Genomic DNA, 14,913 nt, shown 5'->3' with positions numbered 1-14,913 from the left:
CTATTCTGACAGTAATTTGTAGTACTTATCTATCGAATTTTCCTGCGTGAAATGGTTCTCAAACGCTTCTCTGGCATTTTCACCGTGCTCTCTTACCAATTCTGGGTTATTTTTCCATTGATTGATCGCGTCAATCGCTGCCTGAGGATCTCCTGGCGAGACTTGGATTCCAGCATTATATCGAGATATGATCTGCGATTCATCATCATGTTCGTCCGCGATTACGAGAACTGGCTGCCCCGAGGCGAGAGCAGAATACAATTTGCTGGAGACGCATAAGCCCTTGAATTCTGGGTTTACAGCCACGATAGAGACGTCGCCGGCAGTTATAGAGTAAGGAACGTCTTCCCAGGGCTGATAGGGTAATACACTTACTTTCTCTCCTAAAACCTCAGTTCGTTTTGCTAATTCTATAATGTTACCTTTATTATCACCTTCTCCGATAACCATAAGGTGTGTATCGTCTTGGTCTATTTTCGCCACTGCACGTATAACCGTCTCTAAATCGTGAAATTCCCCTATATTACCTGAATATACGAGACTGAATTTATTCACCAAGCCATGCTCCTTACTAAACCAATTGTTCTCCTTCTCTTTTGGTTCGATAAACTCGCCATCTGCCCAGTTATGTATGACAGATACTTTTTCGGGGTCGAATTTTCTCTCGTATTTCCTATCGACGCTATTGATTATTTCATCCTTCATCTTCGGACCGAGAGCCACAATGTGGGTTGCATCGATCAACAGATACTGGTTCACTCGCTCCCAAATTCGATGGATAATCCCATTTCGCTTAATATATCCTAACTCAATAGCAGCCTCTGGATGATAGTCGTGGACAATATACATGTAGTCCCATCCACGCAGTTTACAAACGGCCCAGACGAAAGGGGGCATTATTGTGGGATAAGATACAAATACGATCTCACGCTCTTTGTTGGAGCTACTCACTAATAGCAGTGGAAGAACGATTGCTAGATAGGTGAACCAATTGTACAATCGCTTTATGAAATGATCACGATCTACACCTGAGATCGGAACCCGTTTGATATCTATATTTGTGTTTTCAATGCCCTCTCGAGTTGATTCGCTCCCATCTCCGTTTATCGCACGTGTGAGGACAGTTACATCGAGTCCACGCTTTTGCAGTCCGATAGAGATATCAGTCATGTATTGTCCAGAAGCGGACGTCGTATCTGGGTGAAATCGTTCAGAGAGAACGATAATTTCCTTCTCGGAATCAGTCATATTTGCTTTGGGTGTTGTTTAGTTCCTTGAACATCTTATAATGCGACTCAACACACTGGTTGAGCGAAAACTTTTCTTGGACGCGACTGCGAGCTGCGGTGGCCCGTTGCCAGGATTTTTCTGGGTTGGTCAGTGCCTCCGTCAGTGCATTCGAAAGAACACTAGGGCTTCGTGCCGGAACTAACCAGCCATGTTCCCCATCCACGATCTGTTCCGCTGTGCCACCGACCCTCGTCGCGACGACGGGCTTTTGCATGGCCATGGCTTCGAGTACCGCCATTGGACATGCTTCTCTAACTGACGGGAGCACAAATATATCGAAGTCTGCCATAATTCGCGGTATATCGGACCTCTGTCCGACGAAATATACATTGTCTTCTAATCCGAGATCCGATCGAAGGCGTTTAAGCTCAGTAATATACTCTTCTCTCGTGTCAAGTATTTTCCCGACGATAGGAACGGCAACTTGACCAATCTTATTGATTACGTCGGGAAGTGACCGTAACAGGTATTTATGACCTTTTACTGGGTTGATATTACCGACTGTTCCGATAATTGGAGTTGACTCATCGATGTCCAACTCTTCTCTTAGACTCACGCTGTCCTGGTCTATTTTATCTGGGTTGAACTCTTCTGTGTCTACAGGAGGATATATCGTCCGGGAAGTAACATCGTTGGAAAAGTAATAATCATGTACCGCATCCGCTGCAACGGCGATCTCATCCGCCATGAATCCGGCCATCTGTGCGGTGATTTCGGTAAGTGGCCAGGGAGTACTCGTGTCGTTAAAGAACCAAGCAATCGGTGTCGAACTACGATATGCGGCTACAACGGCCTGAAAATTTAGCGTCATACTTGCATACATGATGTCAATATTGTATTCTTCTATGACGTCACAAATTCGCTTAGTTGCAGGTAGATATTTCATCATATATTTCAAATTCTTAACGACATCTTTTGGCGGGTGGAGACGAGGTAATGAAGGTCGAACAACATCAAACCCCGCCTCAGTAGCTAATTCCTCAAACTCATCACTTCCGGCAGGAAGTAGAAACACAGTTTCAACATCATACTCACGTAATTGCTTCGCGACTGCTAAGGACCGTAAATGAGGTCCTCCAATACGAGGCTCAACGAGACTGTTCAATACACGCATCATGTGTTAGTTCGATAGAACATCTTTCGGTGATTATGATAACTATGATTCATACATTTTCTATTTGTACCCAAGATCACGTAAGTGCTGTTCAGCATCATCCGAGAGGGTTATTTTACGTTCATCCACCTCAGTGTTAACAGCATCCTTTAGAAGTGACTCGGCCTCATGAGATGGGAATTTTGGATCTTCATACGAAACTAATCCACTTTTGGAGTATGCATTGACTGCACGCCTAAAATTCCGCATGATGAACTTTCTTCTCGAACTTCTCAGACTTTTACCACCAAGAACCAACAATCGATCATGTTTAGGGCTTTTCACGGATACATGTCCTCCTGACGTGTCCCATACTCCCTCATACTCTAGGGCTCCGGAAACCGATGGGAGCCAATCTGGAAGGAAAGTATTCTTGTAGAAAGACGGTCTCGGACTTTTCGGGAGGCCTTCCACCAACGATTTCCCGTCACTAGGCATTGAAAATTCAGGTTCTATGTCCAAGACATCGATAATAGTCGATAAAAGATCAACGTGGTGAAGAGTTACATCATCAACACGAGTTGCGGGTAGGTTCGAGTGAATAAATACAGTCGGTACATAGACGAGCTCTGATCGCATTGGGGAACTATGACCTAACTCGCCACCTTCACCCAGTAGTTCACCATGGTCAGAAGTAAATATTACGAGTGTATCATCACTGAGACCCATTTCCTGGAGTCTCTCAACACGGCTAAGGAATAATTCAGCATCCTTTTCGACACTCCTCGCATAATCGTCTCGAATCGTCTTAATGTCCTTCGTGCTTTTTTCTCGGAAATATTCAGTGGCAGTCCCATCGAACTCACCATACGGTGCATGGCCGCCGGGGCCTCTTTCTACAACACAAAAGGGCTCTTGGAGGTCCTCAAAGGGGTGATCAACGTTTGGAGCATCAATATTGAGAACTGAATAGATTGGATCGGTTGAGGTACTGTGTTTTCTCTCGCTGAACTCAAATATAGAGTTGAGGAATAACGAATGGTATTCAGGTATATCTAGAAGGGTAGACGTCGATGGGGACAGTTGATGCCTAAATGACTCTACGCCATGGTTCGGTAGGTGCTGACCCGATAATATGGATGCAAATGACGATGGACTATGCGTAGAAGCGCTTATTGATTTAATTGCTATACCTTGATCGCTGACTTGATCTGGGAGATAATCCCACCGTAACGCATCACTTACATAAATAAAGACATTATCTACATTTATACCCTCTATTTTCTCTATGATACTAGAGTTGTGTTCCATACCGGTTCTATCAAGTCATCTATAACAAACCCTTCGATACTCAGCAGTACCTAATTATGCCAGTTTGACACTGACTGTTGAAATTTCATAGATGTCAACACACAAGGAACGATGTGGCGACGTTGGAGAATGTCTCTATAGAAGACCTCCGCCAGATGAATGATTTACGAAATGTTGACTCCCTAGAAGCGTATCTCCATCGATGAACAACAGTCAGCGTGGTTTATTAGTGCGGTATCTATCCGAGGAGGAACTCGATCAAGCAATTAAAGCGGCCCAGAAGGCGGGCGAGACCCGTCTCGTCCGTCGGCTGTGTTTCATCAAGAACCTTTTTCAAGACGATACCCGCGAGCAAGCGGGTCGACGCGTCGGGATTTCCTGATCCACGACGCGTCGCTGGACACACGCATGGAATGAGGGTGAAGTCAAGGGCTTCCGTCCGCGCTTCGGCGGCTGCCGGCCGCCGAAGTTCGCCCCACAACAGTGGGACGAACTCTGTGCCATTCTTGAATAGGGCCAGTCATGAACTCCCAAGCAGATTCACGCGCTTATCGAAGAGTGCTATAACGTCACGTACCAGTCGGCCCATTTGAATCGTAAATTCCGAGAGACAGGAATGAACTACGCCAAACAGCGGCCGATGAATCCACGACGACCCGCCGATGCAGAAGAGACTCGCGCCGAGCACCCGGTTCAGGTTATCGACGAGAATCTCTTCGCATCAACTCAGCTGAGCAGTGTAGTACCATCAGCTGAGACTTCGTGTAACGCATTCTAGCCGCCCAGAACTTTCGGTTCAAGTGTACTGGATTATATGTCACGCCGATTTGTCTTCGATAAGTGCATGGATCTCTTGAGTTGTCCACGGTTGATCAACTTCGAGTCTGTCACAGAGGTCCGCGAATTGATCAATCGAGGGCTTTAGGGGCGGCAGGCCCCCAAGACTCGGATATAACCCTTCGACATTACCCTCACCCAGAGTTCACCTATAATTAAAAATAATTATTTGATAGAGCGAAGTAATTTTTAAATTTCATTCCAAACTCCTAAATACAGACCCGTATTTTTCTGGGACTAGTTTTGTTAGTTTCTTCATCGGAACTGGACTAGACCGAATTAAGTGCAGGATCTCGCTTAGGTCAATTGCACCAAATTTAAGCGCAAGTACAGAATACAGGGTGAACCCCATCACTGGAATGATAATCAATGCGAGTATATCTGAATTTATATACATCGGTAGAATAATAATTGGAATTCCAGCAATCAAACCGGTTAGTACAATTCGTTCAAAGCGGATATCTGCAAGTGGATCAAAACCTAAGAAACGTGCGCTCCAAACGTGGGCGAAAAACATTGATCCATAGGAAATACTTGTTGCAATTGCAGCTCCATTCATTCCATATAGCGGAATTAGTGATATATTTAGCACGAAATTTAGGAGGGCTGCCGCTGATGTTGATAGAATTAAAACACGTAGATTTTCTTGTCCTTGACTGATCGCAAGTATCGGTCGAATAAGTGCAAAACCAAGAACACCTGGAAGTAAGAGCAATAGTGGAATAGTAGCAGCCTCAAATTCTGGCCCGAAATAAGTTGTTAAAAGGGGTCGGGCCAGCCCCATAACTCCTAAAACAAGCAAGACTAAGAATAAAAGTGTGTATCGTGTCACTTGAGTTGCGATTACAGTGAGTTGATTGAACTTCTCTTCTACCCACAATCGTGATGTAGAGTGTACCAACGTAGCTTGTACTGCGAGAGGTACGAACCAGAGAAACTCCGCTACAACAAGCGCCGCCCTGTAATATCCTGTTTCAGTGCTTCCAACCATTATTCGAAGCAAAATGATATCTAGATTGTAAAGAGACACCATTAAAAATGTAAGAATAGATGAATAAGCACTATATGACAGTAATTTCTTCTTTGGTAATGATGTCGGTATATGCCTTATTGTTGAAAAACCAACATAGTGTGCGAATATTATAAAAGCAGATAGTCCGACGATCGTATATGCGGTCGTCCGGCCTATTAAAATAGCTTCAACATCCCCACCGAAATGAAAGAAAGTAACTATAAATATAGTGAATATGACTCTATCAAGTACTTTAAGTGATTCTGAGTAATGTTCAAGATTTAAACCCATTAACGCACTTCGGCTAGTTCTAAAAATAGCTCTCATCGGAAGTAGAAGAGCTATAATATAGAAATAGGGGGAGAACTCTTTACCCAATACTGAGACAATGATATCAGATCGAGCAAATCCAACTATAATTATAATAGTTGGTATTGTAATTCCAAAAATAACTTTTGTGTAGAACCTATAGACAGAACCAGCCCATCCATCTATTGGTCGATCTTCAGCAATATACTTTCTAATTCCATTGAAAGAGCCAGCAGTTATGAGAATAAATAGTACTTGGACTGCTGAAAGAATAAATGAATAATCCCCGTACCCATCACTATCGAGAAGACGAACAATTATGGGTGTAGTGATAACAGTTAAAAAGAGTATTACTACTTTAGAACCAAATATAGAAATGAATTTTTGTGTAATGTTTTGACCCATAGTTTATTCTAACCAACTCTAAGATTTGGTACCGTTAGAATCCTCTACATTTAATATTTCACGGTACTGTTCGCGAACACTGGTATAAGAATGATGTCTTTCAATATATTGGCTGGCATTATTGCTAATAGTCTCAAGATCGTCACGGTTAAGAACAGATGAAACTGTGCGCTTAATCGTCTCCGGATTTGTATTCTGTAATAAGAATCCGTTTTTTTCATCATCAACGATATCAGGGATCCCACCGACTCGAGACGCGATAGGAATTGTTCCACAAGACATCGCTTCAAGGAGAGTTTTCGGTACTCCTTCAGAAAGAGAAGGCATGAGTAGCGTTTGAGCATTATCCATATATTCCGGTAGATTTTCTCGATCAACCCAACCAGTGAATGTCACATGGTTATTAAGGCCGTGTCGTTTGACAAAGTCTTCAAGTTCATCCTGTTGTTCACCTGATCCAATAAACATGACTTGGAGGTTTGGATGTTGATCAACGAGGCCGGGGAGTGCGTGGACGATATTTTCCACACCTTTCACATGTTCAAGACGGCCGACAAATATAATATCAGCTGTACGGTCTTCTATAGGGGTTTGTTTTTTAAATACTTTAGTGTTTATAAAATTAAAATTAGCAACTATTTTATTTGATGAAATTGGCCACGAGATTGATGGTGGTTTCATACTTTCAGAGAGGAGTATTACCCTGTCCGCAAGAAGGCAGGTACAAGACTCGACAGTTTTGATACTCTTGGCTGCAATTTTTGATAATAGCCCTTGACCGTGGCGTGCATAGATCCCTTTCTCCGTTGATCCAGTAATGAAAACCAGTGATCGAAATTTCGAGAGGCGATTCGTGACCATTGGTAGGAGAAGCAGAGTACCACCAATATGAAAAAAGACTAGCTCAGATTGTTCTTTTTCCTGTCGAAGATTTTTTGCGATACGTATTTGATATCTGACAAAATTCAAAGCCGAAAAAAGCGTGTGCGACGCTGATGGCCACTTAACAGGCACAGGGTCTACTATACGTCGATCAATATCAATACTACTTGGTCCGATGATGGCTATTCGATCTACTTCGTCCTCATATACATCAATAAAATTTTGCACTGCACTATACACTGCATTATTTTCATCTAACTCGTCAACAATGACAACGAGTACGATAGACTTAGCAGACATCGTTGTCAATCTATCCAAGATAATCTGCTTTAACTATTTAAGACCTCTCTTTATCATCATGGTCGTCTTCAGACAAGGATCGAAAGGTAAAGCTTCATTGACTTATCGGCTACAGGTTCCTGTCTTTGTGATACACCTTGAAGCGGCCGACCTCGCTCGCGTCTTGATCACAACACGGGCAAGTGTAGTCATTTTTGTCATGCTCGTCCCAAAACTTATCCGTGTGTCCGCCTCTCTTTTTATCGTCAGTGGATCTCGTGGAATGCTCTAGCGGTGTTGGTTCCGTTCATTTTCACATATCGATGCGTGGTTGTAACTTGCGCCCAGCCAAGAAGTTCTGTCACGTCTAACCCGCGTCCGGTGTGATGGCTTGCTGTTGTGGCACAAAGTGCGTGGGATACACTCGACAGACGAAATCAGACTTTTCGGCTGCCTTCTTGACTCGCCGCGTGATTGTGTGTGCGCCCATCAGCCACGCGTCGTATTCCTTGAAAAACTCTTTGATAACTAGCGAGACTCGGTGATGAAAACCGAACGGAATGTCTCAGATAGCGGACTCGATTTCCAGAATATAAGACAGTCTCTTGGCGTCTTTTCCCGTCATGTCTTTGTTTGGCTTTCCCATTGTATCGTGCTTTGTCGGCAGTGTCTACGGGCCCTCATCGAATTCCGTCCCTTGATATACCGTTTGTAGGCCGGAATGCAGATTATTTTCCGATCGAAACCAACCCATCACTCGATGAGGTGCGTGATCTTTCTCTTTCGGATCCCTAGCCGGCCCGCAAGATAGAGTACGAACCGCGCCTGCAGTGAGTAATAGTCGTCCGATCTATGTGTTCTTTGGATTATCTGTTCGAACTCGTGCTGGTTCAGAGCGTTCTGCTTAAATTGATAGTCTTCATATTAACATTCAGAAATAATAATTATTATATCGCCAAAAGAATTAATAGTTACACTGCCTGCGAGGTGATTTAGGCGTTAGATCTGGTCCTCAGTACCGATTGGCTATGTGTACGTTGCATAAGTCCCGTCGTGGTAAACACGGTTCATGTTTGGATTGTTGTTGATCTCCCTCTCATAGTGTCCGAGTGACTCGAACCGTAGCCACGACCCGCCGATCGCCCGCACACCGGCCTCTGACTCGAGGTCAACAATCGTGTAGTCAGGCGGTGGGTCCCCACCCTCGACAACGGTCGCGTAACTCTCGTTGTCGTACCACTGCCACTCAATCGCCATGTCATGCTTCTCCTCGGACATTCGGAGTCGTCCAGCTGTCATCAAATCCGTCTGGACCTCATCTCCGTCGCCATGAGTGCCGAGCCATGTTCCAATCGGCTCGCCATCCATCTGTGAGTTGCGGTCAATATCGCCAGTTTGCATTTGGTATACGAACTCGATACCAACAAATCCTGTGAGCGCGACGACGAACACTAGCGCAATGACGGACCGATGCTCTCGGACTGCCGGAAGGGGAAGATATCGGGGTAGATACCAAATGGCAACGAGACCGACTATCGGTGCCATCAGAAAGATGAAAAATTGTGTGAATCGATCCATGAGAGTGTAGAGACCGGTTCCAACGACGCCACCAATCAATGCCGCTCCGATAACGTACTCTCGCCCGGAGATATCTGCAAGGGTGCGCCGGATATCTCGTCGCCGGTATAGATGATAGCCGATCGAGGACACGTAGCCAAGGCATGCCAGCCCGATAAGCAAATAAATGATTTTTGACAGTCCCAATCCAACTGACTCGGCCATGTGAGGATACTCATGAGAGGTAGGTGACTTAGAGGTTCCAAATAGAACGCCCAGCGGGCCGGTATCCTGCCATAACCTGATGAACGGGGTGATTGTCCGCTTTAGCGAATAGAGGACGGCCGCACAGATTGAGAGGATCAGCAGACTCCCAAACCGTAACTCCCGCCGGTAATACGCGATCGCGGCCAGAACGACGAGCATGACTCCTGCCCAAACGCTTGCCGTGTAATCGAAGAAGAATAGCGCGGTAATTAGCAAGATACCAGCCATCGAATAGGCAGGTCGATTGCGACTGTCTGCCATAATCAACATAAGAAGAACTAACGAGAGGAACACGAACCCCCCCAAAGAGTGGACATAAATTGAGTTGAATCCCCAGCCGCCCCACGGGTAAACAAGCGTCAACAAACCCATCATGGATGCGATATCAGCCCTGTCTGTTAGATGCATGACAATCGAAAAATAAAGGACGGCGCGCATGGCTGCCCCGAACGGCAGGTTATGGATCTGATCGAGCGGGATTCCTGTGACGGTAGAGAGTATCGCCAGCCATGGTTTCATCCCGGGGACGTTCGACAAGATGTTAATCGTGAGTGTACCGCTCTGAAGGTCACCCCAGAGTGCAGCAGCGAAGTTTCGGACAAAGAACCCTGGTTCGATTGATGTTTGCCAGAGGACCGCTACAGCGGCCAGTCCAATCGCAGCAGCGATTGTCGCAACTTTCCACTGTCTCGATTGTTTCACAAAACGGTCCATTAGATTCTTGCGCAATATATTTTGCCTATTAGATCGGCTGGTAGTGGCGGTAAAGTTATTGGTCCCGTCCCAAACTCGTCTAGAGAGTTCGCCTCTGGTAGCGTCGACTGACACCTCCATTGTGATGGCTGTTTTGGCTGCTCGGGATCGGCATACTGCACCAGATTCAACCAGAAAAGCGACTCTAACCCCGCTTCAGACCACCGCATCCATTGATTCTTACACCGCTTCGAAACTTCACCCATGGCTCGTTCGACCACGTTTGACGTCCACGGAACCTGCTGTTGGTCAAGCGCGAGTTCCGCGAACGTCACGGTTGCTTCTACCCATTCCCGGAGGTACGCCGTAGCTTTCGGGGAGTCTTGACGCTCTAACCTACAGGCTTCCTTCCCGAGATTTTCGAGCGTTTGGCGATCCGCGAGCGGATCGACCAAACGCTCATTCCTCGGTGCATGGAGTGCGACAGAGTTTTTCAGATGGAACAGATCATCCGTAACACCAGAGACGATCGCTTTCTGCTCTCCGAGCGGAAACGCATCGTCTTTCCAGAGCTTGTACCTGAGCGTTCGACCGACGCGAACGAGATCGAGCTGGTGAGATTGGTCTCCACTTTCGAACGCATCGACGAGCGCTTTTTCGGCGTCACTGACGACCGTGGCGTCGTCAGTGACCGCCTCAGTCTCTTCGAGGGCTTCTGCTGTTTCCTCCCAGGATCCGTTGACGTGGACGTCTAAGAGTGTAGTTTCTGTGTCGTCACCCTCGGCCGTTTGCCCAAGGGTGACGTTAACATCATGGTAGGAGCAGTGATCCTGCTGGCTATGACACTTCGTTCCGTCAGGAACGACAGTGTCTGCGTTCGTTCCAGGAAGCCGATCACGAACGAAGTCACCGACTTGCAGCCGTATTCACGGACTCGGCGGTAGACCGTCGTATTTGAGAGTGTTCCCATTCAAAGGCGTGAATCTGTTCTCATATTGACTGTATGTTGTACTCTGATCCCGGCCTGGTTCGACGACACCTCATTACTTCTGTCGCTTTGTTAGTTTCCGACCACTTCAATGCTCTCCGCGCCGAAATAATCCGTTTGACTGGTCGGAGACGTTAGCGATAACGTTGTCGTGCAGGCTGTCGCTGATCGCGATTGTCACATTTCTATCTGCTTCAAAGTGGGGCGGTAAGATTTCGATAGGTCAATTGGTTCTGACTCAGTTGTGTACGTGCTGGGTCGAATACAACATTTCCCCTTCCGACTTGTAAATTTGCCTCGATAGCATCGTTAATCTCGGCTGCCGACATCCTGTCACTGACTGATACAGTATTACTTAGAACGTCTACAAGTATCCCAAATCCTTGAGATGCTCCATTGGCGCATCTACTGTCGTTGTCGTCTCGTCAACTTCTTCGTCGTTGATCTGCATCAATAGCCATTCGTAGACATCAAGAACTCCATCTGGAAGCGTCTCGATGTCGTCGGTGGCTGCCACCATTGCCCGCCAGGAATGGACCCCTGGATCATCATCACTATCAACAGCCGTTGATTGCATTCCGTGGTCAGAAATAATTATGAGCGAGTCTACTCGTTCTTGAAGCCATCCTACCAACTCATCTACAGCGTCGTAGGATTGTCGAAGTTTCTCTGGGCGTTCGCCGTAGAGATGACCCATATGATCCAGAATATGGATATGAGCGCCAGCGACGGGGACATCTGCTTGGGCCTGTGCAGCCAGCCATCCAACTCCTTTTCCAGCATCGCCGAGCTGACGTCGATAAAACTCTTGTTCGGGAAGATCGCCTTCAATAACTGATTGGAACCACTCACCTTCACGATCCCAGTCGTGACATGGCGTTACACCCGGCCAGTTGTAGGCAGTTCCACCAGTTTCGGTAAAGATCGTTTGGGCGGAAGTTTGTGGGAACGATGTTCCAACCTGTTGTTCCTTTAGTGCCCGAATCCGATCGCTGAGCAGGTCTGGGAGTGCTTTATTCGCACTCACAGCAAGACGGTACAACGAACTCCCCGTGTCCCGATCTTCTGCGTTCAAAAGGACGCCGTGTTCTGTCGGCCGCTGACCTGTTGCGATCGACGGCCAGACCTCCAATGTCGCTGGGACATCAGTCGAATGTGCAAATGATTCGAGCTTCTGATCGCGATCGAGCAACAGATTCGAACATCCCCACTCATGACATAACGCGTAGTCGGCCGCGTCAATTCCCAATATTGTCAGAGTATTACTCATTGGATGACATAGAAATCTATATCTGTATATGTGTTTCCATCAATCGCCACTAAATCTCTGCGTCCGCGTGTTGGTTGTCGTGCCACCAATCCGGTCGTTAATTCAGGTGCTGGTTGTCTCGGTTTTACCCAATGACATATTTGAGCGCCTGAACCGTACGTATCTACCAATCTTCGGTGCTCGTGTCGGTAGTCTCCAGATATCACCACATGCTCTCATGAATATCTAACCCACTATCTGAGATTTCGGCAGCCTGTTGATCCCCGATGTTGCAAAATCACGTACCATTGTCGTCGTAATTGAGCGCAATTCGGCCGTCTCGTTCTGTGCTGCAGCCCCAGTGTCAACAGTATCGCGAGTTGAAACGTTTGTCCGCACCTCAAACTGTCAATTTCAGTTAATCACATCGAGATACTCACAATCTCGTCCAATAGGCGCTAAATCTGTAGATGCAATGCCCAGACGACCTTCGGAACAATAGTGACGGTGTGTTTCGGCACCGGTCAGTCGCTGTCAGCGGCGGATTCACCTCAGGTACCACCACTTCTAGCCAACGTCACGACCTTACCAGTCAAGCGGGAAATTTTGAACATGAACCCTCCACCGTCTTCCGCTCCAACCCCCTAGTTGTGACGGATCAAATCGGAACTGTCTATCGATTTACCAGATCCTCGCGGGGTTATTGATCAATGATTTCATTGCAGTTAGCTTCGTACCATTCGACTGTTTCCCGCAATCCATCTTTGAAGTCAGTATCCGCTACCCAGCTGAAGTACTCTTTGGCTCGAGAAACGTCTAGCCGACGTCGCATTTGGCCGTCGGGCTTCGACGTGTCCCACTCGATATCTCCCTCGAAGTTCGTCACATCTGCGATCATCTTGACGAGGTCGCGGATACTAATCTCGTCACCGCTTCCGAGATTAACCGGCTCACTTCTGTCGTAGCGTTCCGTTGCGTCGAGAATTCCCTTAGCTGCATCTTCGACGTAAAGGAATTCTCGGGTCGGTTCTCCAGTACCCCAGGCAGTGATCGAGTCGTCGCCACGTTCGCGCGCTTCGACGCACTTACGAATGATCGCGGGGATCACATGCGACGTCTCGAGGTCGAAGTCGTCCCGCGGCCCGTAGAGATTAACTGGCATGAGGTAAATGCTATTGAAATCATACTGCTTGCGGTACGCCTTCGACTGGGTGAGAAGAGCCTTTTTTGCGATCCCGTACGGTGCGTTGGTCGGTTCGGGATACCCTTCGAAGAGATCCTCTTCGTTGAACGGTACGGGTGTGTCCTCGGGATACGCGCAAATGGTCCCGAGAATGGTGAACTTCTCGACGTCGAACTGTCTGGCCATCTCCATCAGTTCGATACCCATGATGGCGTTATCGTAGAAGTACCGTCCTGGGTTCTTGCGATTCGCACCGATCCCACCGACAGTTGCGGCGAGGTGAAGGACGACATCGGCACCGGACTTCTGGAACGCCCGTCTAATATTACTCCGTTCGCGAAGATCGTAGTCTTCGCTACGAGGGATGAACACCTCTACGTTATCGGAGCGTGATTCGAGTTCCTCGACGAGATGGCTGCCAAGGAACCCGGAACCGCCGGTTACCATGACGGTTTTCCCATCCCAGTAATCGTAGCTCATCGCCAGTCGACCCTCCCGTACCACTGTTCGCGGTTCGTCGCGTACCAGTCGATTGTTTGTCGGACGCCCTGCCGCCAATCGACTTCCGGTTCCCAACCCGTCTCTTCGTTGAGTTTCTCGTATCCGACAAGCAGTTCTTCGACGTCGCTATCGCCGGGACGGTAACGGTCCTCCCGTTGGACGATTTCGGGCCTGTCCCAGTAATTGTACTTGCTCCCTACCTCGAGAATGAGCTCGGTCCAGTCCCGCATGGAGATGTTCTCGCCGTACCCATAGACATACTGTTCGCCGGGGGACCCCTCAAGCGCTACGTGCAGGTGACCTCGGACGCCGTCGCTCACGTAACACATGTCACGCTTCGGCTGCAGGTTACCGAGTTCGACAACATCCCTCTCAAGTGCTTGGGTGATGATCGTCCCGGTGATATAGCGCGGGTTCTGGCGAGGACCGTAGTTGTTGAACATTCGGGTCGTGACGGTCGGCAATCCGTACCCGTCGTGGAAGTTCATCGTCAGGAAGTCTGACGCCAGTTTGGAGGTGGCGTAAATGCTCGTCGGGTTCACAGGCGACCGTTCGTCCAGAATGACGCGGCCGTCCTCTTCGAAGTTGTGCTTGTCCTCCATTTCTTTCTTGATGTTCCCGTACTCCTCGCTGGTACCGGCAGTGTCGATCTTCGTAACGTCAAGATCAAGATCGACAACAGCCTGCAAGAGATTCAGTGTTCCAGTGACGTTCGTCTCGATGGTTTCATAGGGTCGGTCCCAGGATTCGCCGACGTGAGCCTGAGCGGCGAGATGGAAGATGAGCGAATCACTGTAATCCTGAAAGTCCGAGAGGGCCTCTCGAACGGAATGGCTGTCCCGGAGGTCACCCCGATGGACGGTGACCTCTTCCGATTGGTGAACGATGTTGTTCAGTTCGCCGCTAGACGTCGCCCGGACGAAGACGTGGACGTCTGCACCTGCATCGACGAGCCGGTCGACGAGGTGCGAGCCAACGAATCCATCTGCACCAGTAACAAAAACCGGTCGGCCAGCAACTTTGGAGTCGATATCCATTATATGTCTGATTTAGATGA

At 47.7% G+C, this 14,913-nt stretch carries 9 protein-coding genes and 1 pseudogene; all 10 read right to left on the bottom strand.

Features of this window, described 5'->3' with window-relative positions:
* The 10 genes and pseudogenes from MUG98_RS03400 to MUG98_RS03355 all read right to left on the bottom strand — a co-directional run bounded on the left by MUG98_RS03400 (position 1) and on the right by MUG98_RS03355 (position 14,893).
* Positions 1-1,248, bottom strand: a complete 1,248-nt coding sequence (locus tag MUG98_RS03400; protein WP_265110768.1) for a glycosyltransferase family 4 protein — start codon at positions 1,246-1,248, stop codon at positions 1-3.
* Positions 1,241-2,404: a glycosyltransferase family 4 protein gene (locus MUG98_RS03395; protein ID WP_265112542.1), complete on the bottom strand. Its 1,164-nt coding sequence runs from the start codon at positions 2,402-2,404 to the stop codon at positions 1,241-1,243. The genes MUG98_RS03400 and MUG98_RS03395 overlap by 8 nt, the downstream gene beginning before the upstream one ends.
* Before the next feature lie 60 nt (positions 2,405-2,464).
* The gene (locus MUG98_RS03390) at positions 2,465-3,694 is read right to left on the bottom strand and encodes a sulfatase-like hydrolase/transferase (protein WP_265110767.1); all 1,230 of its coding nucleotides are present in this window, start codon (positions 3,692-3,694) and stop codon (positions 2,465-2,467) included.
* A 1,033-nt stretch (positions 3,695-4,727) separates the two neighbouring features.
* Positions 4,728-6,257 (bottom strand): oligosaccharide flippase family protein, encoded by a 1,530-nt coding sequence (locus MUG98_RS03385; RefSeq protein ID WP_265110766.1) that lies wholly within the window; start codon positions 6,255-6,257, stop codon positions 4,728-4,730.
* An 18-nt stretch (positions 6,258-6,275) separates the two neighbouring features.
* A complete protein-coding gene (locus tag MUG98_RS03380) occupies positions 6,276-7,439 on the bottom strand; it encodes a glycosyltransferase family 4 protein (RefSeq protein WP_265110765.1) in 1,164 nt (387 codons plus the stop codon).
* A 1,005-nt stretch (positions 7,440-8,444) separates the two neighbouring features.
* Positions 8,445-9,944, bottom strand: coding sequence for a hypothetical protein (locus tag MUG98_RS03375; RefSeq protein WP_265112571.1), 1,500 nt, complete (start codon positions 9,942-9,944; stop codon positions 8,445-8,447).
* 96 nt (positions 9,945-10,040) lie between these two features.
* Positions 10,041-10,893, bottom strand: a pseudogene (locus MUG98_RS03370) (ISH6 family transposase); the annotation flags it as partial.
* Between the two features lie 394 nt (positions 10,894-11,287).
* The gene (locus MUG98_RS03365) at positions 11,288-12,193 is read right to left on the bottom strand and encodes an alkaline phosphatase family protein (RefSeq protein WP_265110764.1); all 906 of its coding nucleotides are present in this window, start codon (positions 12,191-12,193) and stop codon (positions 11,288-11,290) included.
* Between the two features lie 679 nt (positions 12,194-12,872).
* Positions 12,873-13,835, bottom strand: coding sequence for a GDP-L-fucose synthase family protein (locus tag MUG98_RS03360; RefSeq protein WP_265110763.1), 963 nt, complete (start codon positions 13,833-13,835; stop codon positions 12,873-12,875).
* Positions 13,832-14,893, bottom strand: a complete 1,062-nt coding sequence (locus MUG98_RS03355) for a GDP-mannose 4,6-dehydratase (protein WP_265110762.1) — start codon at positions 14,891-14,893, stop codon at positions 13,832-13,834. The genes MUG98_RS03360 and MUG98_RS03355 overlap by 4 nt, the downstream gene beginning before the upstream one ends.
* Positions 14,894-14,913: the final 20 nt, after the last annotated feature.

This window comes from Halosolutus halophilus (assembly GCF_022869805.1).
Classification (GTDB): domain Archaea; phylum Halobacteriota; class Halobacteria; order Halobacteriales; family Natrialbaceae; genus Halosolutus; species Halosolutus halophilus.
The sequence above is the reverse complement of the archived record's forward strand: the minus strand, read 5'-3'. Positions and strand labels throughout refer to the sequence as shown.

What these genes read in the sequence shown, in the direction of transcription:
- MUG98_RS03400 (WP_265110768.1), bottom strand. Translation starts at nt 1,248, where the DNA reads ATGACTGATTCCGAGAAGGAAATTATCGTTCTCTCTGAACGATTTCAC.
- MUG98_RS03395 (WP_265112542.1), bottom strand. Translation starts at nt 2,404, where the DNA reads ATGCGTGTATTGAACAGTCTCGTTGAGCCTCGTATTGGAGGACCTCAT.
- MUG98_RS03390 (WP_265110767.1), bottom strand. Translation starts at nt 3,694, where the DNA reads ATGGAACACAACTCTAGTATCATAGAGAAAATAGAGGGTATAAATGTA.
- MUG98_RS03385 (WP_265110766.1), bottom strand. Translation starts at nt 6,257, where the DNA reads ATGGGTCAAAACATTACACAAAAATTCATTTCTATATTTGGTTCTAAA.
- MUG98_RS03380 (WP_265110765.1), bottom strand. Translation starts at nt 7,439, where the DNA reads ATGTCTGCTAAGTCTATCGTACTCGTTGTCATTGTTGACGAGTTAGAT.
- MUG98_RS03365 (WP_265110764.1), bottom strand. Translation starts at nt 12,193, where the DNA reads ATGAGTAATACTCTGACAATATTGGGAATTGACGCGGCCGACTACGCG.
- MUG98_RS03360 (WP_265110763.1), bottom strand. Translation starts at nt 13,835, where the DNA reads ATGAGCTACGATTACTGGGATGGGAAAACCGTCATGGTAACCGGCGGT.
- MUG98_RS03355 (WP_265110762.1), bottom strand. Translation starts at nt 14,893, where the DNA reads ATGGATATCGACTCCAAAGTTGCTGGCCGACCGGTTTTTGTTACTGGT.